General features: G+C 37.7%; 26 protein-coding genes. 13 read left to right on the top strand and 13 right to left on the bottom strand.

Annotated features, from left to right (window positions below; all coding sequences use genetic code 11):
• The 8 genes from Q0M21_RS02825 to Q0M21_RS02790 all read left to right on the top strand — a co-directional run bounded on the left by Q0M21_RS02825 (window position 1) and on the right by Q0M21_RS02790 (window position 5,634).
• Entirely contained in the window at window positions 1-612 is a 612-nt protein-coding gene (locus Q0M21_RS02825) for a fumarylacetoacetate hydrolase family protein (protein ID WP_295334442.1), read from the top strand.
• The gene (locus tag Q0M21_RS02820) at window positions 612-956 is read left to right on the top strand and encodes an Hpt domain-containing protein (RefSeq protein WP_295334439.1); all 345 of its coding nucleotides are present in this window, start codon (window positions 612-614) and stop codon (window positions 954-956) included. The genes Q0M21_RS02825 and Q0M21_RS02820 overlap by 1 nt, the downstream gene beginning before the upstream one ends.
• A gap of 229 nt (window positions 957-1,185) precedes the next feature.
• The gene (locus Q0M21_RS02815) at window positions 1,186-2,439 is read left to right on the top strand and encodes a CinA family nicotinamide mononucleotide deamidase-related protein (RefSeq protein WP_295334436.1); all 1,254 of its coding nucleotides are present in this window, start codon (window positions 1,186-1,188) and stop codon (window positions 2,437-2,439) included.
• A 162-nt stretch (window positions 2,440-2,601) separates the two neighbouring features.
• Window positions 2,602-2,838 (top strand): 50S ribosomal protein L28, encoded by a 237-nt coding sequence (gene rpmB / locus Q0M21_RS02810; RefSeq protein ID WP_131475925.1) that lies wholly within the window; start codon window positions 2,602-2,604, stop codon window positions 2,836-2,838.
• Between the two features lie 26 nt (window positions 2,839-2,864).
• Window positions 2,865-3,047, top strand: coding sequence for a 50S ribosomal protein L33 (gene rpmG / locus Q0M21_RS02805; RefSeq protein WP_112112007.1), 183 nt, complete (start codon window positions 2,865-2,867; stop codon window positions 3,045-3,047).
• 47 nt (window positions 3,048-3,094) lie between these two features.
• The gene (locus Q0M21_RS02800) at window positions 3,095-3,247 is read left to right on the top strand and encodes a DUF4295 domain-containing protein (protein ID WP_295334429.1); all 153 of its coding nucleotides are present in this window, start codon (window positions 3,095-3,097) and stop codon (window positions 3,245-3,247) included.
• A gap of 134 nt (window positions 3,248-3,381) precedes the next feature.
• Window positions 3,382-4,335 carry a signal recognition particle-docking protein FtsY gene (gene ftsY / locus Q0M21_RS02795; protein WP_295334426.1) on the top strand — a complete coding sequence of 318 codons (954 nt, stop codon included), beginning with the start codon at window positions 3,382-3,384 and terminating at the stop codon, window positions 4,333-4,335.
• 30 nt (window positions 4,336-4,365) lie between these two features.
• Window positions 4,366-5,634, top strand: coding sequence for a hypothetical protein (locus Q0M21_RS02790; RefSeq protein ID WP_295334424.1), 1,269 nt, complete (start codon window positions 4,366-4,368; stop codon window positions 5,632-5,634).
• 192 nt (window positions 5,635-5,826) lie between these two features.
• Here the strand turns inward: Q0M21_RS02790 and Q0M21_RS02785 are convergent, their stop codons facing one another.
• Complete coding sequence (locus Q0M21_RS02785; protein ID WP_295334422.1) at window positions 5,827-6,906, bottom strand: serine hydrolase; 1,080 nt, start codon at window positions 6,904-6,906, stop codon at window positions 5,827-5,829.
• A gap of 128 nt (window positions 6,907-7,034) precedes the next feature.
• Here Q0M21_RS02785 and Q0M21_RS02780 point away from each other — a divergent pair, with 128 nt between their 5' ends.
• Window positions 7,035-7,469 carry a hypothetical protein gene (locus Q0M21_RS02780; RefSeq protein ID WP_295334420.1) on the top strand — a complete coding sequence of 145 codons (435 nt, stop codon included), beginning with the start codon at window positions 7,035-7,037 and terminating at the stop codon, window positions 7,467-7,469.
• Complete coding sequence (locus Q0M21_RS02775; RefSeq protein WP_290875629.1) at window positions 7,469-7,765, top strand: DUF721 domain-containing protein; 297 nt, start codon at window positions 7,469-7,471, stop codon at window positions 7,763-7,765. The genes Q0M21_RS02780 and Q0M21_RS02775 overlap by 1 nt, the downstream gene beginning before the upstream one ends.
• Here Q0M21_RS02775 and Q0M21_RS02770 read toward each other — a convergent pair.
• Window positions 7,762-8,205, bottom strand: coding sequence for a DUF4268 domain-containing protein (locus Q0M21_RS02770; protein ID WP_295334416.1), 444 nt, complete (start codon window positions 8,203-8,205; stop codon window positions 7,762-7,764). The genes Q0M21_RS02775 and Q0M21_RS02770 overlap by 4 nt on opposite strands.
• A gap of 66 nt (window positions 8,206-8,271) precedes the next feature.
• Here Q0M21_RS02770 and Q0M21_RS02765 point away from each other — a divergent pair, with 66 nt between their 5' ends.
• Together Q0M21_RS02765 and Q0M21_RS02760 are read left to right on the top strand one after the other, a co-directional pair.
• Complete coding sequence (locus tag Q0M21_RS02765; RefSeq protein ID WP_295334413.1) at window positions 8,272-8,910, top strand: CoA pyrophosphatase; 639 nt, start codon at window positions 8,272-8,274, stop codon at window positions 8,908-8,910.
• A gap of 67 nt (window positions 8,911-8,977) precedes the next feature.
• On the top strand, window positions 8,978-9,811 hold the full coding sequence (locus Q0M21_RS02760; RefSeq protein ID WP_295334409.1) for a 1-acyl-sn-glycerol-3-phosphate acyltransferase: 834 nt from the start codon (window positions 8,978-8,980) through the stop codon (window positions 9,809-9,811).
• 133 nt (window positions 9,812-9,944) lie between these two features.
• On the opposite strand, the gene Q0M21_RS02755 is transcribed toward Q0M21_RS02760, so the two are convergent.
• From Q0M21_RS02755 to Q0M21_RS02745, 3 genes are read right to left on the bottom strand one after another with little or no spacing between them, the layout of a single operon-like run.
• The gene (locus Q0M21_RS02755) at window positions 9,945-10,799 is read right to left on the bottom strand and encodes a TraB/GumN family protein (RefSeq protein WP_295334407.1); all 855 of its coding nucleotides are present in this window, start codon (window positions 10,797-10,799) and stop codon (window positions 9,945-9,947) included.
• Window positions 10,799-11,437, bottom strand: a complete 639-nt coding sequence (locus tag Q0M21_RS02750) for a hypothetical protein (RefSeq protein ID WP_295334405.1) — start codon at window positions 11,435-11,437, stop codon at window positions 10,799-10,801. The genes Q0M21_RS02755 and Q0M21_RS02750 overlap by 1 nt, the downstream gene beginning before the upstream one ends.
• Window positions 11,438-11,442: 5 nt before the next feature.
• Window positions 11,443-11,937 carry a sigma-70 family RNA polymerase sigma factor gene (locus tag Q0M21_RS02745; RefSeq protein ID WP_295334401.1) on the bottom strand — a complete coding sequence of 165 codons (495 nt, stop codon included), beginning with the start codon at window positions 11,935-11,937 and terminating at the stop codon, window positions 11,443-11,445.
• Between the two features lie 116 nt (window positions 11,938-12,053).
• On the opposite strand from Q0M21_RS02745, the gene Q0M21_RS02740 reads away from it, so the two are divergent.
• Window positions 12,054-12,884 carry a S1-like domain-containing RNA-binding protein gene (locus Q0M21_RS02740; RefSeq protein WP_295334399.1) on the top strand — a complete coding sequence of 277 codons (831 nt, stop codon included), beginning with the start codon at window positions 12,054-12,056 and terminating at the stop codon, window positions 12,882-12,884.
• Window positions 12,885-12,886: 2 nt separating this feature from the next.
• On the opposite strand, the gene Q0M21_RS02735 is transcribed toward Q0M21_RS02740, so the two are convergent.
• From Q0M21_RS02735 to Q0M21_RS02700, 8 genes are all read right to left on the bottom strand, one after another.
• Window positions 12,887-14,104 carry a serine hydrolase gene (locus Q0M21_RS02735; RefSeq protein ID WP_295334397.1) on the bottom strand — a complete coding sequence of 406 codons (1,218 nt, stop codon included), beginning with the start codon at window positions 14,102-14,104 and terminating at the stop codon, window positions 12,887-12,889.
• Window positions 14,105-14,228: 124 nt separating this feature from the next.
• Window positions 14,229-15,062 carry an energy transducer TonB gene (locus tag Q0M21_RS02730; protein WP_295334395.1) on the bottom strand — a complete coding sequence of 278 codons (834 nt, stop codon included), beginning with the start codon at window positions 15,060-15,062 and terminating at the stop codon, window positions 14,229-14,231.
• A 162-nt stretch (window positions 15,063-15,224) separates the two neighbouring features.
• The gene (locus Q0M21_RS02725) at window positions 15,225-15,776 is read right to left on the bottom strand and encodes a sigma-70 family RNA polymerase sigma factor (protein WP_295334392.1); all 552 of its coding nucleotides are present in this window, start codon (window positions 15,774-15,776) and stop codon (window positions 15,225-15,227) included.
• The gene (locus Q0M21_RS02720; protein WP_295334389.1) at window positions 15,767-16,873 is read right to left on the bottom strand and encodes a glycosyltransferase; all 1,107 of its coding nucleotides are present in this window, start codon (window positions 16,871-16,873) and stop codon (window positions 15,767-15,769) included. Before Q0M21_RS02720 ends, Q0M21_RS02725 begins: the two co-directional genes overlap by 10 nt.
• Window positions 16,874-16,951: 78 nt before the next feature.
• A complete protein-coding gene (locus tag Q0M21_RS02715) occupies window positions 16,952-17,563 on the bottom strand; it encodes an FMN-binding negative transcriptional regulator (protein ID WP_295334386.1) in 612 nt (203 codons plus the stop codon).
• A gap of 10 nt (window positions 17,564-17,573) precedes the next feature.
• Window positions 17,574-18,587, bottom strand: coding sequence for a UDP-N-acetylmuramate dehydrogenase (murB, locus tag Q0M21_RS02710; protein WP_295334383.1), 1,014 nt, complete (start codon window positions 18,585-18,587; stop codon window positions 17,574-17,576).
• Window positions 18,588-18,604: 17 nt separating this feature from the next.
• Window positions 18,605-19,279: a DUF2461 domain-containing protein gene (locus Q0M21_RS02705; protein WP_295334380.1), complete on the bottom strand. Its 675-nt coding sequence runs from the start codon at window positions 19,277-19,279 to the stop codon at window positions 18,605-18,607.
• Window position 19,280: 1 nt separating this feature from the next.
• Window positions 19,281-19,523: a co-chaperone YbbN gene (locus Q0M21_RS02700; protein ID WP_295334476.1), complete on the bottom strand. Its 243-nt coding sequence runs from the start codon at window positions 19,521-19,523 to the stop codon at window positions 19,281-19,283.
• Window positions 19,524-19,580: the final 57 nt, after the last annotated feature.

The raw sequence follows: 19,580 nt of genomic DNA, 5'->3' as shown, positions 1-19,580 counted from the left end.
ATGAAAATTATCTGTATCGGAAGAAATTACGCCAACCACATCGCGGAACTCCAAAATGAGCGTCCGGAGGAACCCGTTATTTTTTTAAAGCCGGATTCAGCCGTGTTACCCGATAAGGCTCCGTTTGTGATTCCTGATTTTAGTTCCGACATTCACCACGAAATCGAAGTGATTGTCAAGATTAACAAATTAGGGAAATACATCGATCCGAAATTCGCCCATAAGTATTATGACGAAATCGGATTGGGTATCGACTTCACTGCGCGCGATGTGCAAAACAAGCTCAAAGAAAAAGGTTTGCCATGGGAAAAAGCCAAGGCATTTGACGGTTCAGCGATTATTGGTGACTTTCTGCCGAAAAATGAGTTTAGTTCCACAGAAAATATTACATTTGAATTAACCAACAATGGGCAAACGGTTCAAAAAGGAAATACCGCCAATATGTTGTGGAAAATTGACGAAATTATTGCTTATGTTTCTCAGTTTTTCACCCTCAAAAAAGGCGATATCATATTTACCGGAACGCCTGAAGGAGTAGCAAAAGTAGCGCCTAACGATGTTTTGGAAGGCTTTATCGAAAACAAAAAAGTATTAAGATTACAAATTAAATAATGGCAATCAACTACAACCTAGCAAAAGTATATGCGCTTTCAGACAACGATCCTGAATTCGTCATGCAAATCATTACCTTATTCGTTACTGAAGTTCCGGAAGACTTGAAGTTTGTGGAACAAGGCATCAAGGACAAAGACCACAAATTAGCCTACTCTTACGCGCACAAAATCAAACCTTCACTCGATTTGTTAGGGATGACCGTGGCTCATCAGGAGATTTTAGAAGTCGAAGCCTGGACCAAAAGAGAAGGCAAGCGCAAAGAAATTAACGATACTTTTGAAAGCATCAAAAGCCAAATCGAAAAGGCCGTAAAAGAAATCAAAAAAGATTTCGAAGTATAAAAGATTAAGAGCGAAACGCAGGGGAACTATCAGGAATGGTAGTTCCCGTTTTTCGTTTCAATCTCTTCGAGGATTTTCACTTCAACCGGGGCTAGTTGGGTTTCCGTTTTTTTACATGGAAACTAAACAAGTTGCCTCAAAACCTTAGCACCTTAGTACCTCAGTACTCAGTAAATGACACGAGCGGAGCGACTGCATGAGACCGCTGAAAAACAATATTAACAATCGAATGAAAGCAACCATAGTCACCATAGGAGACGAAATTTTAATCGGTCAGATTGTCGATACCAATTCGGGTTACATCGCCAAAGCCTTAGATAAAATTGGCATACAAACCCACGAAATGCTCTCCATCTCCGATGATAAACAGCATATTTTGGATACGTTTGCTAAGCTTCAAAACCAAGTTGATTTGGTAATTATTACCGGCGGACTAGGGCCAACCAAAGACGATATTACCCGTAAAACCTTTTGCGAGTATTTTGACGATGTTTTGGTAGAAGACCAAGCGGTTTTAGCGCATGTCACCGAGATTATCGAGAATTTTTACAAGCGTCCAATCAATCAGTTAAACAAAGAACAAGCTTTGGTGCCGTCGAAATGCGAAGTGCTTTTCAATAAAATGGGAACAGCGCCGGGCATGTGGATGAAAAAGGAAAACACTGTATTTGTTTCTTTGCCCGGAGTGCCTTACGAAATGAAGTATTTGGTCGACCATGAGATTGTTCCGAAATTGGTTAAAGAATACCACCGGCCTTATATCGTTCACCAAACCATTTTGACTTACGGTCAGGGCGAAAGTATGGTGGCGGAACGCATTGAAGCTTGGGAAAATAACCTGCCGTCTTTCATTAAATTAGCATACCTTCCGGCACCGGGCAGAGTGCGATTACGCTTAACAGCCAGAGGAGAAAACAAAGAAGTTTTAGAAAAAGCAGTACAGGAAAATGTCGATTCGTTGTCGGAAATTATAGGAGATATCATTGTAGGTTTTGATGAAGGCGAAACCTTAGAAGTAGTATTAGGCAAACTGCTCAAAGCACAAGGCAAAACATTAGCTACAGCAGAGAGTTGTACCGGAGGTAAAATAGCGCAAATGATTACTTCTGTTTCCGGTGCTTCGGCTTATTTTAAAGGAAGCGTTGTGACCTATTCTAATACCGCTAAAACCGATTTGTTGGAAATTGAAGAACAACTCATTGCCAAGCATGATGTGGTGAGTGCTGAAGTGGCTACGGCAATGGCGGCGAATGTTCAGCGGTTGATGCAAACCGATTATGCTTTGGCTACAACAGGAAATGCCGGTCCGACTTCCGAGCCCGGAAAAGCAGAAGTAGGCGTGGTTTTTATTGCTTTGGCAACACCTGACACGGTTTTGGTATCGGAATTTAATTTTGGTCAGCCCAGAGAGAAAGTAATCGACAGAACCGCAACTAAAGCACTGGAGATGTTGCAACAAGCCGTTTTAAAAAACCGTATATAATCAGTTTTAAAACTTGATTATGAATTAAATAGCATTAATCTTTTTAGACTTTAAAACGCAAATGAAAAAAAAGAAAAAAATCTGCCATAATTTTTTTGTTACAATGATTTATTTTCTGTAAGTTTGCACCCTGATTTTGAATAACGATAAAAGAAAAGCATAATGTCAAGAGTTTGTGACCTTACAGGTAAAAAAGCGATGGTAGGAAATAACGTTTCTCACGCTATGAACAAAACTAAGAGAAAATTTTCTGTTAACTTAGTTAAAAAACGTTTCTATCTTGCAGAAGAAGACAGATGGATTACGTTGAGAGTAGCTGCGTCTACAATTAAAACAATCAACAAAAACGGATTGGCTGCAGTATTAAAAGATGCTAAAGCTAACGGATTTATTAAATAATCTGAAATCCTTAAAAATAAAGTAAGATGGCAAAGAAAGGTAATAGAATCCAAGTAATTTTAGAGTGTACTGAGCACAAAGCAACAGGTCTTCCTGGAACTTCTCGTTACATCACCAAGAAAAACAAAAAGAATACTCCAGACAGATTAGAGATTAAAAAATTTAATCCAATCTTAAAGAGAATGACTGTTCACAAAGAGATTAAATAATTAGGAATTTTTACACTGTAGAAATTTCAAATAAAACATTATAAGTCATGGCAAAGAAAACCGTTGCAACGTTACAAACATCATCAAAAAGATTAACCAAAGCTATCAAAATGGTTAAATCTCCAAAGACAGGAGCTTACACTTTCCAAGAGGCAATTATGACTCCTGAAGAAGTGGATAGTTTCTTGAACAAGAAATAATTTTTCAAACTCTATATATCAAAGCTACTTTCATACGGAAGTAGCTTTTTTATTTTTATATTTGCTACACCTTTGTGTCTCGTTTAGTAAAGAGACTTAGGAATCAAATAATTTCGAATTTACAATCCGATACAATGAGTTTTTTCAAAAGAATATTCTCCTCCGAAAAAAAAGAAACTTTAGATAAAGGTCTGGAGCAAACCAAGACTTCTTTTTTCTCCAAACTAACCAAAGCAGTAGCCGGAAAATCTAAAGTAGATGATGAAGTACTCGATAATCTGGAAGAAGTTTTAGTTTCCTCGGATGTTGGCGTAAACACTACTTTAAAAATCATTGAGCGAATCGAAGCTCGTGTGGCTCAAGACAAGTATTTGGGTACCGACGAACTCAACAAAATTTTAAGGGAAGAAATAGCAGCGTTACTCTCCGAAACTAAATCTGGAGAGGAAACCGAGTTCACAGTTCCGGCTAACAAAAAACCGTATGTTATTATGGTCGTTGGTGTGAATGGCGTTGGTAAAACAACAACTATTGGTAAATTAGCCAATCAATTTAAAAAGGCCGGTTACAAAGTGGTTTTAGGTGCTGCTGATACCTTCCGCGCCGCAGCGATTGATCAGTTACAGGTATGGGCGGACAGAGTAGGCGTGCCATTAGTCAAACAACAAATGGGCAGTGATCCGGCTTCTGTAGCGTTCGATACCTTGCAAAGTGCGGTAACCCAAAATGCCGATGTAGTCATTATTGATACCGCCGGTCGTTTGCACAATAAAGTCAATTTGATGAACGAGTTGACTAAGGTAAAACGCGTCATGCAAAAAGTCGTTGAAGAAGCACCACACGACGTGTTGTTGGTCTTAGACGGTTCTACTGGTCAAAATGCCTTTGAACAAGCCAAACAGTTTACGGCCGCGACAGAAGTATCTTGTTTAGCAGTAACTAAGCTAGATGGTACAGCCAAAGGCGGTGTGGTTATTGGTATCTCAGACCAATTCCAAATTCCTGTAAAATATATCGGAGTTGGTGAAGGTATCGAAGACTTACAAGTTTTCAATAAATATGAGTTTGTAGATTCGTTTTTTAAATAATGCCTTGTTAGGCTAATACTTATTATTTCAATGAAATACTTCACTTTTTTAATTGTTTTGATTATTTCTTTTAATACATATGCTCAAAAAAAATATTCACCAGGCTATTATATAAATCAATCAGGGCAAAAGATTGAAGGCTATATTGAAGATAATTTATCTTATGATAGTCCTGAAAGAATTTTTTTTAAATCTTCATTAGAATCTAGTGCTACCGAAGTATCAATCTCTGATATATCTGAATTTAAAATTGATAATAATTTCAAGTTTGTAAAGTATAACATAGCCTACGATCAAAATCAAGTTGAAAATAGTAATCCTATAAACAGATTAGGTAAAGAACCTGATTTGCAAAACAAAATAGTTTTGTTGAAAGTTATAGTAGAGGGTAATGCAAATCTGTATCAAGCAGTAATGAACGGTTGCAATTTTTATTATTTCAAAACCAATACAGAAAAAACACCTCAGCTCTTGATATACAGAAAGTATTTTTATGAAGGAAGAGTCTTTGAAAATAATGACTTTAGAAAATTGCTTTTTGAGCGATTTAGTACTAATGAAAAAGAAATTAAAGACTTTTATAATATAAAGTATAATAAAGATACTCTAACTGATTTTTTTGTTAAGTTAAACAAGGCAGATAATTCATTAGTTACACAAAGTGTTATCATTGAAAAAAGTGCTAATAAGATGCAGTATAAAATATTAGCTGGCATTAGCGGTTTTAATACCTCATTAAAATATGGAAATGATGGGAATATAGAGTCCTCGTCTCCTAGTTTTAGCAGTCCTTTATTCGGTGTAGAAGTTGCAAAATCATTAGGCAAGAATTATAGAAGATCTGAAGTTTTCGGTAGGTTGTTCTATCAAAACACTAAAATTGATGTTGAACAAGAATCCAGAAGGAGCAACATTTACGATAGAACATTGCAAATGAATGCGGATATTAATTCATTATCTCTAAATTTAGGCTACAGATATGCAATAGTTAAGACGCAAAAGAGTAAATTGTTTTTAGAAAGCTCAATCGGTTATAACTATGTTTTAAGTGGTAGTAGTATTGTGATTAATGATGAGAAACGATACATAGCATCAGATCCAACTTTCGTAACTTCCACACAAATTGAATTTTTAGGTTTCAAACCGGAAATTTACTATAATGTTGGTGTGGGTTATAGTTTGAGTAAATATGCTTTGCATTTAGGCTACTCAACCTCTAGAACATATTTTGATGATGGTGTTACACTAAAAGGAGGTTTCACCGGTTTTAATTTGATTTTTTCGTACACTATTAAGTAGTATATCTTATGAGTAAAATTCTATCATTTTTCAAAGATTCTTCTCCGTTAAAACTCCTAGGAATCAGTGTTTTAATCGCTATATTGAGTTATTTTATTGAAAAACCGTTCCCAAATCTTTTTATGGGATTTCGATTAGTAGCTTTTCTACTTTTTGTTTATGGGGGAATGCGATTGATTAATCGGAAGTAACTTATTGGTATAAATCGTTTATTTTATCCCATAACTCATTGTCAAAGCCCGATAGGGCAAAGGTTGGATTTTCCGGATTGGCCACTTCTCCCATTCGGATGATGACCATTTTCATACTCGGAACAACGTATATTTTTTGATCGTTTTTACCCAAAGCAGCATACATGTCGTTTGGCGCATTCGGAATCAAAGTGCCGTTAAATTGTAACTGAAGTCCGGGTAAGCGATAAGTGTTTTTGCCATTTAACCACCACAAATAGCCATAAGCTTGGTTTAAAGTTTGCGAAGTGGTAGTGGCCTGATTAAAGTAGGCATTGCTCACAATAGTGTTGCCGTTCCATTTTCCTTGATTCAAAGCTAAAAGACCGAAACGAGCCATATTACGAGTAGTACTCCAATATACGCTCAAACCGTCGTTATTGATCCATGCACCACCGGTCATTCCTATGCGATCTCTTAATTTTGTATTGAAGTAGTTATTCCAAGTTTGTCCGCTCGCTTGCGCTACCACATCTTGTAATTTCACATAAACATTATGGTAAGCCCAACGCGTTCCGGCATCGGCTACGTATTGTAAGTTGGCCGGTGAAACATCATCGCCTAAAGCATCGTTTAACCCCGAAGTCATACAAAGCAAGTTCTTGCAAGTAATCAAATTTTCTTTGGCTAATGGTGCACTAGTCCATCCGGTACCTAAATAATCCGATACTTTGTTGTTGATGTTGATTAGTCCTTCCTCTTGTGCAATACCGGTTACGGTTGCTGTTAGTGTTTTACCTGCACTAGCCCAATACCAAGGTGTTGTGGCGCTGTGACCGTTAAAATAGTTCTCCATGACTATTCGACCATTCACCAAAATAATAAACGATTTAGTGTTTTTCAATTCTAAATAATCCAACAAGGGTTGTACTGCGTTTTGATTCCAATTCAAACTGGCTATCGACTTACTCTCCCAAGTATTACTGCCATCACTGGGTGGAAAATACATGGCTTCCGGTGTTGGCTCAGTATCGCCGTTGGAGTCTGAACTGCAACTAAAAGACAAAAATAAAATAAGTAAAAGGAGTAATGAGTTTTTCATAGTGGTTGGTTTTCCCTTAGGACTATAAATGTATGAAATAGTTTAATGTTGATAATATTAATTTTGATTTTGCTCGCTTATGCGGTTTAAAAAATTAAATTTGTAGTTCGTTATAATTCACTCAAGCCATGAAATACAGCCTGATTTTAGTCCTATCCTTTTTGATGTTTTCTTGTCAAACTGAAGTTAAAAAAGAAGATTTAGGAAAGCTCAACGGCTATTGGGAAATCAAAGAAGTTACCTTGAGTAATGGTGAAACTAAGGATTATAAAGTTAATGAAACAATCGATTTTTTTGAGGTTAAACCTTCTCAATCTGATGGAGTATTGAACGGTTTTCGTCAAAAAGTAATGCCACAATTTGACGGTAGTTTTAAAACCAATGGTATCAAAGAATCCATCAAAGTTCTGGAAACGGATAAAGTATACTTTTTAGAATACAAAACCGATTACGGCAAGTGGAAAGAAGAAATCATTTCGATTGAAGATTCTCTTTTAATGCTAAAAAGCAAACAAAACATTATTTACACGTATAAGAAGTTCAAACCTTTTTCTTTAAAGTAATGGCCAAACGACTCAGTAACGAAAGTTCTATAGGTGACGTATTAAAAGCTTTTATCGAAACGAATAAGCTCCAGGCCGGTATGGACAAAATTGATGTACAGCAGGCTTGGAAAAACCTTATGGGCAATGGCGTAAACAGTTATACTAAAGAAGTGGTTTTAAAAGGAACTACTTTATATGTAGCCCTAACTTCGGCAGTTTTGCGAGAAGAACTGAGTTACGGCAAACAAAAAATCATCAAAATGATTAATGAAGAATTGGGGAAAGAAGTCGTAAAAGACGTTATTCTTCGCTAGGTATTCATTTCCAAATCTTTGATGTAGTCTTCAAATTCAAAAAAGAACAATTCAAACTTGGTCATCGTTTCGCTGAAGAATTCAAAAATCTCCGGCCAGTAGTTGCGATTGTTCAAGCTGACATTTAGTTTTTCAATCCAAATTCTGCTGATAACTTTACCGTTATCCAAGTAAAAGTTGCGCTCCAAAATGGCTTCGGGTAAGTATTCTTCGTGGAGTATGGTTTTGAGTGATTCTATCTTTTCGTAATAGATTTTTCTTTTTTCCTCGTCTTTAGGTTCGATGTCTAAAAGCACTTGAGCCTTTTTGTTATCGATGTAAAATTTAAAAGTAACGTCTTTAATTTTAGTGTCATACAACAACCATTTTCTCGGATAAGCCTCGGCAAAGGCTGTCCAAAATTCTTTTTTTATTTGTTGCGCTTCTTCTTTACTGTACATTTTGTGAGGATAAAAGTGTGATGCTTTGTTTTTTTGAGGTAATTTTATATTTCTAAAACGATCAAAATGCACTTTGAAGAGTTTTTAAAATACACGCCAAAAATACAAAATGCCGCGCTACCGGCAACCAATGCACATGTAAAAATGGCACCATCCAACCGTATGGATTTAATGAAAGCCATCGATTTTACTAAAGTGGTGCCCAAACGCGCCGCTGTGATGATGCTTCTTTACCCTAAAGCGTCGCAAACTCATTTGGCACTTATCCTTCGTACGAGTTATAATGGCGTTCATTCTTCTCAAATAGCTTTTCCGGGTGGTAAAGTAGAGGAGGAGGATGTCGATTTGAGTCATACTGCCCTACGGGAAACTTATGAGGAAATTGGCATACATCCGCAACATATTAAAGTGGTTCGTCCGTTTACCGAAGTCTATATTCCGCCGAGCAACTTTATGGTTTATCCGTTTTTAGGTTACAGCGAAAAGGAACTCGATTTTGTGTTGCAAGAAGAAGAAGTCGCCGGTTTGGTAGAGTTTCCTTTTGCCGATTTTATGAACGACAACATCATTGTCAATACGGTAATGCAAACTTCTTATGCCGGCAGTATTGAAGTCCCCGGATTTCAGGTAAATGAACATTTTGTTTGGGGCGCCACTGCTATGATGCTCAGCGAACTGAAAGATACGCTTAAATTGGTTTTATAAGTTTAAGTTTTTTAGATTTGCAACCCGTCTGCTATTTTTGTGCAATCGGAGATAAATTCAAGAAATTATGGGATTATTGAAAAGAAATCCTTTTGGTCATATACTTTTTATCAAAAAATGGTTAATCCGAATTTTCGGGGTATTAACACACCGTCGTTACCGTGGCTTTAACGAACTGCATATCGAAGGTTCCGAGATTATCAAAGGACTTCCAGATAAAAATGTGCTTTTCATTTCCAATCACCAAACGTATTTTGCAGACGTAGTAGCCATGTTCCATGTGTTCAATGCCAGTCTTTCGGGTCGTGTGGATCACATTCGGAATGTGGGCTATTTGTGGCAGCCTAAAATGAACATTTATTACGTGGCTGCCAGCGAAACCATGAAAGCCGGTTTATTACCCAGAATTTTGTCTTATGTTGGTGCTATTACCGTAGAACGCACTTGGCGTTCGGGCGGAAAAGATGTTACCGAAAAAAGAGAAGTAAATCCCAACGACACCGAAAACATTCGCATCGCCTTAGAAGACGGCTGGGTAATTACTTTTCCGCAGGGAACCACTAAGTCCTTCAAACCGGTTCGAAAAGGAACAGCACACATTATTAAACAACACAAACCTATAGTAGTACCCATAGTGATTGATGGTTTCAGAAGAGCATATGATAAAAAAGGGTTGCGTGTAAAAAAGAAAAACATCCTGCAATCGTTTATTATAAAAGAGCCATTGGTTATTGATTACGAGAACGAAACCATAGAGCAAATTGTAGAGAAAGTAGAGTATGCTATAGAGCAACATCCGTCTTTCTTAAAAGTGATTCCAGCCGAAGAATTGGCCGAACAAGAACGCTTAAATCAATTGCGCAAATGGCAAGTTGAGAAAGAAAGTAAAGAAGAAGTTTAGTAAAATCCCGTTTGTAGCGGGATTTTTATTTCTTCTCATGACTACAACCTCAAGTAAAGTCAGTTTCAAAAGCTAAAAAAAAGGATAAGCCATTACTAACTTATCCCTTTTTACTTCTCTCTTTTTCCCTAAGCTAATATACCGCTTCTACTGTAAAACCGGCTTTGCGTAACAAGGCAATCACGCCTTCTTTCCCGCCCAAGTGCGCAGCGCCCACGCCAAAAAAGGTTGGTTTGTTTTTGGCTATAGTGGTCATTCTGCTAATCCAATTTTGGTTTCTGCTTTTCAGTAACACATCGCTGTATTTTGAGGTCATTACATTGGCCGATTTTTCAGTATAGGCAACCATAGCTTCCACGTTCTCGCTTTTGTACAAGGTCATCATTTCGGCAAGCTCGGCTTTATCGCGCTGCATATTGTCTTTGGCGGTAATTACCAATTCGTTCATTTGTTCTTGGTACGGAATGGCATCAAAAACGGCTAATTGTTCTGCAACTGTTTCTAATCCGATGACTGATTCATTCTGGGCTTTGGTAATCTTCATCAATTCATTTTCCACCGATTGCATTTCGCAATCCATCATTTTAGGGTAAAGCATCGCACTTACCATAAACGGTTTTATAGTATTTAACATTTCTGCCGAGAAACCTAGATTGGTTGTTAAAAAGGTATTCACTATTTTAAAGTCATCTTCTTTGGCCAAAGATTTCATAGTGACACCATTTTTCATCATCATACTGCCCATCATTTCGGTTTGCATGTTCGCATCATCCATATCGAGTTCTAAACACAATTGTTGGGTTTTGTCCAATGCTGTTTTCACTTTATCCGATAAACTAGCGTCACAAGTGATATGGATAGTTCCGAAGAGATAAGAAGGCTCTTGTAAACCGTTCCCCGATATTTTCCACAACAATGAGTTTTCGCTTTTTTGTCCGAATGCCACTCCCATCAAAATGGAACAAAGCAGTGCTAGGGTTTTCTTCATTATAAATCAATTTTTTTAAGTTCTCTGTAATTCGAATTGAGTTTACGGAGTAAAGTACCATAAAGAAGACGGTAAATGACCCAAAACAACCCCACAAAAACCACTATGGTAATCACTACCATACAAATGGTTAAAGATAAAGTCTTGTAGCTATCCTCATGCTCAATTTGATACCTTAGCGTGTCCATTTTAGGATTGTAAATGAACGCCATGGCAAAGCCTAATAAGGTACTGATGAATATCATAAACAAATTGTACCAAACATAATGTTGTACCGTTTTTCGGGTGCGAATAATGTCTTGCATCAACTGTTTGGTTGAGGTAGTGGTTGAAATGCGGGCGTAGTTTTTGTAGAAGTGATAAATAAACCACAACACTACAGCATAATTAACATAAGTGATAATTTTTAAGTAAATCTCAAAGCTTTCTGCATGCAAACTTTTAATAGTGTCTTCCGTATTGAAAGCAAAATTGACCAATGCCCACAAACCAAATTCCAAAAGGCTAATTACCAATATCCATTTTACAATGGAAGATGATTTTTTATGCAACATCTTGTAAATTTCCATTTCCGAAACTTGCTCAAAAGAATGGGTGTCTTTTTGCCAAGCTTTTTTTAATAAATCCAACTCTTCCATAATCCTTAAGGATTTAATATCTTTTTTAATTTTCCTTTAATTCTGTTCATTTTCACTCGGGCATTCACTTCGCTGATACCCAAAGTTTCCGATATTTCGGTATAGTCTTTATCTTCCAAATACAAAAAAACCAGCGCTTTTTCAATGTCGTTAAGTTGTTGCACGGCTTGGTACATTAACTTAATTTGCTCTTCTTCTTCGTGATTGTAATCTTCTTGAGATAAAAAGTGTTTCTGACCTTCATAAGTCACAGTAGAAACGGTTCGAGTGCTTTTACGGTATAGCGTAATGGCGGTGTTCAAAGCCACTCTGTAAGCCCAAGTGGAAAACTTTGATTCTCCCCTGAATTTTGGGAAGGCTTTCCATAATTGTATGGTGATTTCCTGAAACAAATCATTGTGCGCCTCTTCACCATTGGTATACAACCGACATATCTTGTGAATGATATTCTGGTTTTCCTTAAGTTGCTTTACAAATGATTTTTCTAAATCGTCACTCATAGCCCGTTAGTAGTGTAATCCTTAAATTTGTTACACTTCGTAAAACTACAATTTTTCGGTTTGCGGTTCAAATTTTTAATTTGTCTATCTTTGCCCCGTAAAATACAACCCTTACCATGGAAATAGGTCACTACAATACACTGACTATCGCACGCGAAACTAAAATCGGACTTTATTTAACGGACGGTACCACCGATGTGTTATTGCCTTTAAAATATGTACCTAAGCAGTATGCAATAGGCGATGAGATAATCGTTTTTGTGTATTTAGATCACGAAGAAAGACCGGTGGCTACCACCTTGGAGCCTTATATTTTATTGGATGAATTTGGTTTGTTGCGTGTGAATTATGTGAATCAGTTTGGGGCGTTCCTCGATTGGGGTTTGGAGAAAGATATTTTTGTGCCATTCAAAGAGCAAGCGCGTCCCATGGAAAAAGGAAAACGTTACTTGGTGTATGCTTATATGGACGAAAAAACCAACCGTATTGTAGCTTCCAGTAAAACGAATCAGTTTCTGAATAATGAAAATCTGACGGTAGCCGTGGGCGATGAAGTGGATTTGATTATTTCTCATATTACAGAAGTCGGTATTAACGTAATCATTAACGACCAACACAAAGGTTTGTTGTATAAAGATGAAGTGTACGATGATATTAAACCCGGTGATCGTATGATTGGCTATATCAAAAACATCCGACCGGACCATAAAATTGATGTTACGCTGCAAAAATTCGGCTATAGCAAAGTAGAGCCTAATGCCGAAAAAATTCTGAATGAACTCCGTGCCGGAAGAGGTTTTCTTCGTTTAAATGACAACAGTCATCCCGAAGATATCAAGACCGTTTTAAAAATGAGTAAAAAGACTTTCAAAAAAGCCATAGGTGCACTTTACAAAGACAAACTCATCGAAATTAAAGACGACGGTATTTACTTGGTAAAAGAATAGTTTTATTCCTCGGTAAAAGGCAGTTCCGGTACCAGCATAGGTTCGGGTTTTTTCTTTAAAAAGAATTCATTCGCCATACGCAAAGTCTCATAAGGACGATTCGAATACCTGTTGCCTAAACAAATAATGGTAATCGTATCTTTTTTAATCGGCACAAAAGAAGTATTGTTGCCATGCCACCAACCATTGTGGTAAATCAGTTTTTCTCCGTTGGCCAAGTAGCGCATTCGCATTCCTAAACCGTAATCTTTGACAGGTTTGGCTACATTACCGGCACTGTAACCGGTGTAGGCTTCTTGTAACAATTCGGGTTTGATAAAGTCGGACGAATAGGTGGCTAAATCAAATTTCACTAAATCTCTCGGAGTAGAGTAGATGTTCTTGTCGCCATACAAGCGGTCGTATTGATCCCAAGGGAAGATATTGCCGCCTCGATAGGATTTACAAACCGTGTCTTTATCGGTGTCATAATTAAATACAAACGTATTTTTCATGCCTAAAGGCTTAAAAATCAATTCCTTCATCGCATCACGGTAGTTCAAACCGGTGGCTTTTTCTATGATTAAAGCCAAAATCACATAGTTGGTGTTGCAGTAATCAAAGCGGGTATTGTTGTTAAATACCAATCGGAATTTATGTTTGACTAACAACTCGTAAACATCTTGGTTGGAAAGTACTTTTTTGTGGTTCCAACTTTTCTTTAGAATCCCTGGGAAGTTGGAATAATGCGGCAAACCGCTGCGGTGATTCAGCAAGGTTCTGATGGTAGTGTGCTTATAAGGAAATCTCGGAAGCCAATCGGTTACTTTTTGGTCTAACATGACATTGTCTTCCTGAACCAATTTTAAAATGGCTGTAGCTGTTAAAATTTTACTCACCGAGGCCAAGTGAATAGCAGTATTGGAATCGATTTTCTTTCCGGTTTTAGCATTCGAAAATCCTTTGTAATCTTCGTAAAGGATACGCCCGTTTTTGGCCACTAAGAAACTGCCACTGTAATAAGGCGAATTGATAAACTTGTGGTAAAACGAGTCGATTTTTGGTTTTTTTTCATTGAAATACGCTTCAGAAACATTTCCGAATTTCACCGGAAACGGAATGGTAATCAGAGTGCTGTCGCCTTTGCTGTTGGCATCATGGCTGCCAATGCACCCTCCGTTCACAGGGCCGGAAAAGTACAAAAGAGAAGAAAGGAAAAAACCGACGAGCGTAATTTTCATGATTTTAAAATGATTGCAATAATACCAATATTTAATCGAAATTAAAACCTTTTATTTACCAATAGATGTTAATATTTTTCGGTTGATACCAACAAAAAACCGCCTCATGGGCGGCTTTAAGGAATTACAGTTTAACCTTAATCGGTAACATATAGAGTGTTCGAACCGGTTTGTCGTTTTGGTATCCCGGTTCCCATTTGGTTTTGAGCGACTTCAAAACACGAATGGCTTCTCTTTCTAAATCTTTATCGGTGCTTCTCAGCGCGCGAATATCCGTCATACTGCCGTCTTTTTCAATCACAAAAGCCATCACAACACTCATGCTGATTTGACGGTCTTCATCCATTTCTGGGCGGTTGATGTTGTTGCTTACGTATTTATAAAAACGGTCCATTCCTCCCGGGAATAGCGGTAGTTTGTCGAGTTTGTTGGTGGTAACCGGTTCGCCATTTCCCGAAGTGCCACCTCCATCTTCACCATTGTCGTTGCCGCCGCCGTTGTTGCCAACATCGGTGAGTGTTCCGGTTCCGTTGCCGTCGTTGGCCGGAGATGTGTCGCGAACTTCTTGGTTTGTAGGAACATTTGCATTGGCTTGGCTGGTTTCGGTAACGACCATTCTTGACAAGTCTTGCGGTTCAACCGTAGAAGGTTCTTGTGGAGCTGCCGTCGAAGTTTCAGTTTTTTTGGGTTTCTCCGACTCTTGAATTGGTGTTAAATCTACCGGAGTGATACTTTCATCCAGAATGTAGGGAATGTTGTCAACAACCGGGGCATCATCAAATGAGGTAAGGAGTAAACCACCTCCAATGATAGCTAACATAAAAGTAATCCCGCCGATAAAAGCAATTAAAGAAGTTTTGGTGTTTTCTTGACGCAATTGGTAAGCACCATAGGCTTTGTTTTTGCCTTCAAAAACCAGATCTATCCAGTTTTTTTCATAAATACTAACGTGTGACATAATGAATTGTTTTGAGTTAAGTATCTATGTTACATAAGCATTGAATTTAATAGTATAACGTCGGAAATGTTAAAAATGTATAAAAACTTTTAACTATTTTCTTAATAGAGTGAAAATTTCTTTAAAAGGTTGGGAAGTAATGAGAAATTTTACAATAGAAAGTTATTTTTTACTTTCGATGATTTCTGCCAATAGCTTCTTGGCGCGGAGCAACTTGATTTTAACATTGCTCAGTGGTTCATTCAATTGTTCGGCGATTTCCTGGTAGCTCATCTCCTGAAAGTAGCGCAATTGAATTACTTCTTGGTAGTGTGGTTTCAATTCTTTGATGAATTGGAGCAGGCGCGACAAATTTTGTTCGGTAATCAATTCGTCTTCTGCAGAAGGGGAACTATCAGCTATGTTATAAGCTTGCTGGTCTTCTTCGTCGGTTATCTCTACAAATACGGTCGACTTTTTCTTGCGCAACATGTCGATGTGTACGTTTTTAGCAATGGCAATCAGCCAGGTGTTGAATTGGAATTCCGGATTGTAAGTCGCTATTTTGTCAAAAGCTTTTGAGAAAGTTTCTATGGTAATGTCTTCCGAATCAGTTTCGTTTTCGGTACGTTTGAGCATAAAACCATACACTTCGTTCCAATAATGGTCGAGTAAAAAGGTAAAGGCTACCTGATCTCCTTTTTTGGCTTTCTCTATGTATTTTTTTATTTCCAATGTACCGGTTTAGAAAACGTATTGGTGATAAAAACATTCAGTTGCGTGAAAATTAAAACGATTTCAATAATCGGAAACCAATACATTACGTCTTTTTCTTTGAGTTTTCCGGCCGCAAAGCCTAAGGTTAACCAAGCAAACAAATAGCGGAAACCGATAATACTCACTACCGCAATCCATTGGTATTGAAACGCCAATAAAACTATAGGTAATAAAAGAAAGAGTAACTGCGACAAGTAAAACAAGCCTAACTGATTGCGGTCAAATAACTTGTAATGTTTAGCAGTCGATACATGACGGCGTTTTTGGGTAAACCAATCTTTAAAACTGGTTTTTGGGGTAGAATAGGTAAAACTATCCGGTGTGTAACAAATGGTAGTATTATCTCCGTTAGCCGCTTGATTGATAAACAAATCATCATCTCCTGAACGGATTTTCATGTGGTCCATAAAGCCGCGTACTTTAAAAAACTCTTCGCGTTTATAAGCCATATTGCGACCAATTCCCATGTAAGGTTTACCAATTTTAGCCCAAGAAAAGTATTGCGTAGCGGTTAATAAAGTCTCGAAACGGATGATTTTATTCAAAAATGAATTCCCTATTTTTTCATAAGCACCATAACCCAACACAATGTTTTTTTGTTGCGTAAATTGCGCACTCATCGAAGTAATCCAGTTTTTAGAGGTTGGATAACAATCGGCGTCAGTAAACAACAAATATTCGTACTTAGCGGCTTTGATGCCTAAGGTCAAAGCGAATTTTTTATTACCCCAAAACGCTTCGTTGTTTTCTACCTTAACCAATTTGATGTTTGGGTATTGCTTTTCGAATTCTTCAAAGATTTCCAATGTGTTATCGCTGGAAGCATCATCAATCAATACAATCTCGAAAGTATGGTAGTCTTGTTCGGCCAAAAGCGGTACAAATTTTTTGACGTTTTCTTCTTCGTTTTTGGCACAAACAATAACGGAAATCGGCACTCTTTTCGGAGTTACGGTCTGCGGTTTGGCAAATGAAAATTTACCGAATACCACTATGTAATACAAAAATTGAATAACAACTACGGCGATGAATACACAGAAAACGATTAATAACATGGTGTTCTTTTATCTTTTAAAAAGGACTGCAAATGTAGGGATTCTGCAACCAATAATCAAACGAATTTTAACAAATTCCTATCGGTTGTTTTTCATGACTTCGGCTATGGTAAGGGCTTGATTTTCCTTAGTTTTTTCGAGCTCGGTGATGATGTTGCGGTAGTTTTTATCATCGCGATTTTGAGAAAGTTTTTTTTGAGCTTCAATACTCGTAATTGCTATTTCAAAAGCTACGATACCGCGCGCTTCCCGCATCGTTTTTTCGGATAAGTTTTCCACTCGAACCGGGTTTTCCGATTTAGCCTCGTATTTGTCGACTAATTTCTTCAGAAAATCTAACGCTTCTACGTGATTGTAAACACGAACTTTGCCGTAAACATGTACGGCCAAATAATTCCAAGTCGGCACATTTTCATGATCGTACCAAGAAGAAGAAATATAAGCATGAGCACCCAAAAAAACAGCCAATACTTCGTCACTATCATTGAAACTTGAAGCTTGTGGATTGGCTTTAGAAATATGTCCGGTTAAGATGAGTTTACCGTCTTCACGGGTTTCTAACAACAATGGTGTGTGCGTGGCCCACAATTTTCCCTGCGTTTGGTTGACCAAAATTGCAAAACTATTTTGGTGAATAAAGCTTTCAATTTCTTCGCGATTTTCGTTTTTGTATAACTCGGGAATGTACATGGGAATCGTTTTAAATTACATTCACTTCCGCTTCAATAGCAATGCTGTATTTGTTGAAAACGGCCTGCTGCACTTCACGAGAAAGGGCTAAAATTTCCTGTCCGGTAGCCGAACCGTAATTCACCAACACCAAAGCTTGATTTTTGTGGACGCCGGCATCGCCTTTGCGAAATCCTTTGTAACCGGCTTGTTCGATTAACCAACCGGCGGGAACTTTGACTTCGGTAGGCGAAACATCGAAGAATTTAATCTCGGGGAATTGCGCTTGTACTTTTTCAAAATGACTTCTCGAAATGACCGGATTCTTAAAGAAACTCCCACTGTTGCCCAATACTTTCGGATCGGGTAATTTGCTTTGTCGAATGGCAATCACAGCATTGGAAACATCTTTCAATGTAGGAACAGTCACGTTTTGCAGTGCTAATTCTTTGGTGATATCGCCATAGGAAGTGTTGATTTTATGATTACGCTTGGTAAGTTTAAAAACTACCGAAGTAATGATGTATTGGTTTTTGGCTTCTTGCTTGAAAATACTTTCTCTATATCCGAAACGACAGTCTTCTTTGCTGAAAGTTCGCATTGATTGATTGTCGATTTTCATAGTGTCACAGGAAACAAAAGTGTCTTTGATTTCGGTTCCGTAAGCGCCGATATTTTGTACCGGTGTAGTGCCAACATTGCCCGGAATGAGCGACATATTTTCCAATCCGCCAAAGTTTTGATCGATGGTCCAAAGCACAAACTCGTGCCAGTTTTCTCCCGCCATACTTTCCACCCAAACAAAATCGTCATCTTCTTTCAGAATTCTTTTTCCTTTCAAGTCGATGTGAATCACCAAGGCCTCAATGTCTTGCGTTAACAACATATTGCTGCCGCCGCCTAAAATGAATTTTGGTTCAGCCGCATGTTCAGCCAAAACGGTTTTTAATTCGTCCAAAGAATGAACCGCTACAAAGTTTTTGGCTTTGGCTTCTATGCCGAAAGTATTGAAAGATTTTAAAGAGAAGTTGGATTGAATTTGCATGAGATGTAAAAGATAATTTATTCTTCGGTTTCTAAAGCACGATACAGAAAGTCGTTTAAAGGTTTGAGCGCGATTAGTTTTTGCGCTACTGTTTTATTGAAATTTGTATCGGTAAACAGTTTTTCGTCTATGGGTTGCGAAGCCGTAAAGCTCTTTAGTTTTAAAAATTCGATGGCAGGATGATTCGGGTCGAAATCCTTAGGTGCTTTTTTCAGGACGTTATCTGCTTCACGAGACAAATCGCCGTACTCCTTTATGAAAGCGGCATCGGCTACAATTTTTTCCAAATCATCGTAGAAAAAAGCAATTTCTCTGCGGATTTGTTTCAATTCAGCAGGTTCCGGACACCAAACACCGCCGGCGATAAAGCAATTGCCTTTTTCGAAATGTACATAATAACCCGGACTGTTTTTTCGGAATTTATTTTGGGTGAACCAAACGCCCATGTTGGTTTTGTAGGGTGATTTGTCTTTCGAAAAACGAATGTCTCGATTGATGCGAAATGTACAATTTTTAACTTCCAAATCGTCTAATTTCGGATCGAGTTGTTTCATTTCGGCCAACAAACCGGCAATAAATGCATGGTAATTTTTTTTGTATTGTTCATACCTTTTTTTGTTGGCATGCATCCAATCGGTGTTATTGTTGGCTACCAAATCTTCTAAAAACTGCAGCGCTTCTTGGGTAATCATATTAAAGGTGTTTTTTTAGGTCTTCTTCCGAGATATATCCCAAGTTGCGCCAAACTTCTTTACCGTTTTCATAAATGATAATCATCGGCAAACCTTCAATTTTCATGGCTTCGGTTAAACTTTTGTTTTCGTCGGCATCTACTCTCACAATTTTGACTTGGTCTTTCATCTCTTCTTGCATTTTAAAGATGTATTGCTTCATATTATTGAAAGGCGCACACCAAACCGCGGTAAAATAGATGATTACTTTTTTATCGTAAGATACTAATTATTGATAATCTTCAAAATAAATGCCAACGGT

The organism is Flavobacterium sp. (assembly GCF_024710485.1).
Taxonomy (GTDB): domain Bacteria; phylum Bacteroidota; class Bacteroidia; order Flavobacteriales; family Flavobacteriaceae; genus Flavobacterium.
The sequence above is the reverse complement of the archived record's forward strand: the minus strand, read 5'-3'. Positions and strand labels throughout refer to the sequence as shown.

What these genes read in the sequence shown, in the direction of transcription:
- Q0M21_RS02825 (WP_295334442.1), top strand. Translation starts at nt 1, where the DNA reads ATGAAAATTATCTGTATCGGAAGAAATTACGCCAACCACATCGCGGAA.
- murB (WP_295334383.1), bottom strand. Translation starts at nt 18,587, where the DNA reads ATGCAAATTCAATCCAACTTCTCTTTAAAATCTTTCAATACTTTCGGC.
- Q0M21_RS02745 (WP_295334401.1), bottom strand. Translation starts at nt 11,937, where the DNA reads ATGAGTGACGATTTAGAAAAATCATTTGTAAAGCAACTTAAGGAAAAC.
- rpmG (WP_112112007.1), top strand. Translation starts at nt 2,865, where the DNA reads ATGGCAAAGAAAGGTAATAGAATCCAAGTAATTTTAGAGTGTACTGAG.
- rpmB (WP_131475925.1), top strand. Translation starts at nt 2,602, where the DNA reads ATGTCAAGAGTTTGTGACCTTACAGGTAAAAAAGCGATGGTAGGAAAT.
- Q0M21_RS02785 (WP_295334422.1), bottom strand. Translation starts at nt 6,906, where the DNA reads ATGAAAAACTCATTACTCCTTTTACTTATTTTATTTTTGTCTTTTAGT.
- ftsY (WP_295334426.1), top strand. Translation starts at nt 3,382, where the DNA reads ATGAGTTTTTTCAAAAGAATATTCTCCTCCGAAAAAAAAGAAACTTTA.
- Q0M21_RS02750 (WP_295334405.1), bottom strand. Translation starts at nt 11,437, where the DNA reads ATGGAAGAGTTGGATTTATTAAAAAAAGCTTGGCAAAAAGACACCCAT.
- Q0M21_RS02770 (WP_295334416.1), bottom strand. Translation starts at nt 8,205, where the DNA reads ATGTACAGTAAAGAAGAAGCGCAACAAATAAAAAAAGAATTTTGGACA.
- Q0M21_RS02720 (WP_295334389.1), bottom strand. Translation starts at nt 16,873, where the DNA reads ATGTTATTAATCGTTTTCTGTGTATTCATCGCCGTAGTTGTTATTCAA.
- Q0M21_RS02780 (WP_295334420.1), top strand. Translation starts at nt 7,035, where the DNA reads ATGAAATACAGCCTGATTTTAGTCCTATCCTTTTTGATGTTTTCTTGT.
- Q0M21_RS02760 (WP_295334409.1), top strand. Translation starts at nt 8,978, where the DNA reads ATGGGATTATTGAAAAGAAATCCTTTTGGTCATATACTTTTTATCAAA.
- Q0M21_RS02755 (WP_295334407.1), bottom strand. Translation starts at nt 10,799, where the DNA reads ATGAAGAAAACCCTAGCACTGCTTTGTTCCATTTTGATGGGAGTGGCA.
- Q0M21_RS02775 (WP_290875629.1), top strand. Translation starts at nt 7,469, where the DNA reads ATGGCCAAACGACTCAGTAACGAAAGTTCTATAGGTGACGTATTAAAA.
- Q0M21_RS02820 (WP_295334439.1), top strand. Translation starts at nt 612, where the DNA reads ATGGCAATCAACTACAACCTAGCAAAAGTATATGCGCTTTCAGACAAC.
- Q0M21_RS02730 (WP_295334395.1), bottom strand. Translation starts at nt 15,062, where the DNA reads ATGTCACACGTTAGTATTTATGAAAAAAACTGGATAGATCTGGTTTTT.
- Q0M21_RS02800 (WP_295334429.1), top strand. Translation starts at nt 3,095, where the DNA reads ATGGCAAAGAAAACCGTTGCAACGTTACAAACATCATCAAAAAGATTA.
- Q0M21_RS02790 (WP_295334424.1), top strand. Translation starts at nt 4,366, where the DNA reads ATGAAATACTTCACTTTTTTAATTGTTTTGATTATTTCTTTTAATACA.
- Q0M21_RS02765 (WP_295334413.1), top strand. Translation starts at nt 8,272, where the DNA reads ATGCACTTTGAAGAGTTTTTAAAATACACGCCAAAAATACAAAATGCC.
- Q0M21_RS02715 (WP_295334386.1), bottom strand. Translation starts at nt 17,563, where the DNA reads ATGTACATTCCCGAGTTATACAAAAACGAAAATCGCGAAGAAATTGAA.
- Q0M21_RS02705 (WP_295334380.1), bottom strand. Translation starts at nt 19,279, where the DNA reads ATGATTACCCAAGAAGCGCTGCAGTTTTTAGAAGATTTGGTAGCCAAC.
- Q0M21_RS02735 (WP_295334397.1), bottom strand. Translation starts at nt 14,104, where the DNA reads ATGAAAATTACGCTCGTCGGTTTTTTCCTTTCTTCTCTTTTGTACTTT.
- Q0M21_RS02815 (WP_295334436.1), top strand. Translation starts at nt 1,186, where the DNA reads ATGAAAGCAACCATAGTCACCATAGGAGACGAAATTTTAATCGGTCAG.
- Q0M21_RS02740 (WP_295334399.1), top strand. Translation starts at nt 12,054, where the DNA reads ATGGAAATAGGTCACTACAATACACTGACTATCGCACGCGAAACTAAA.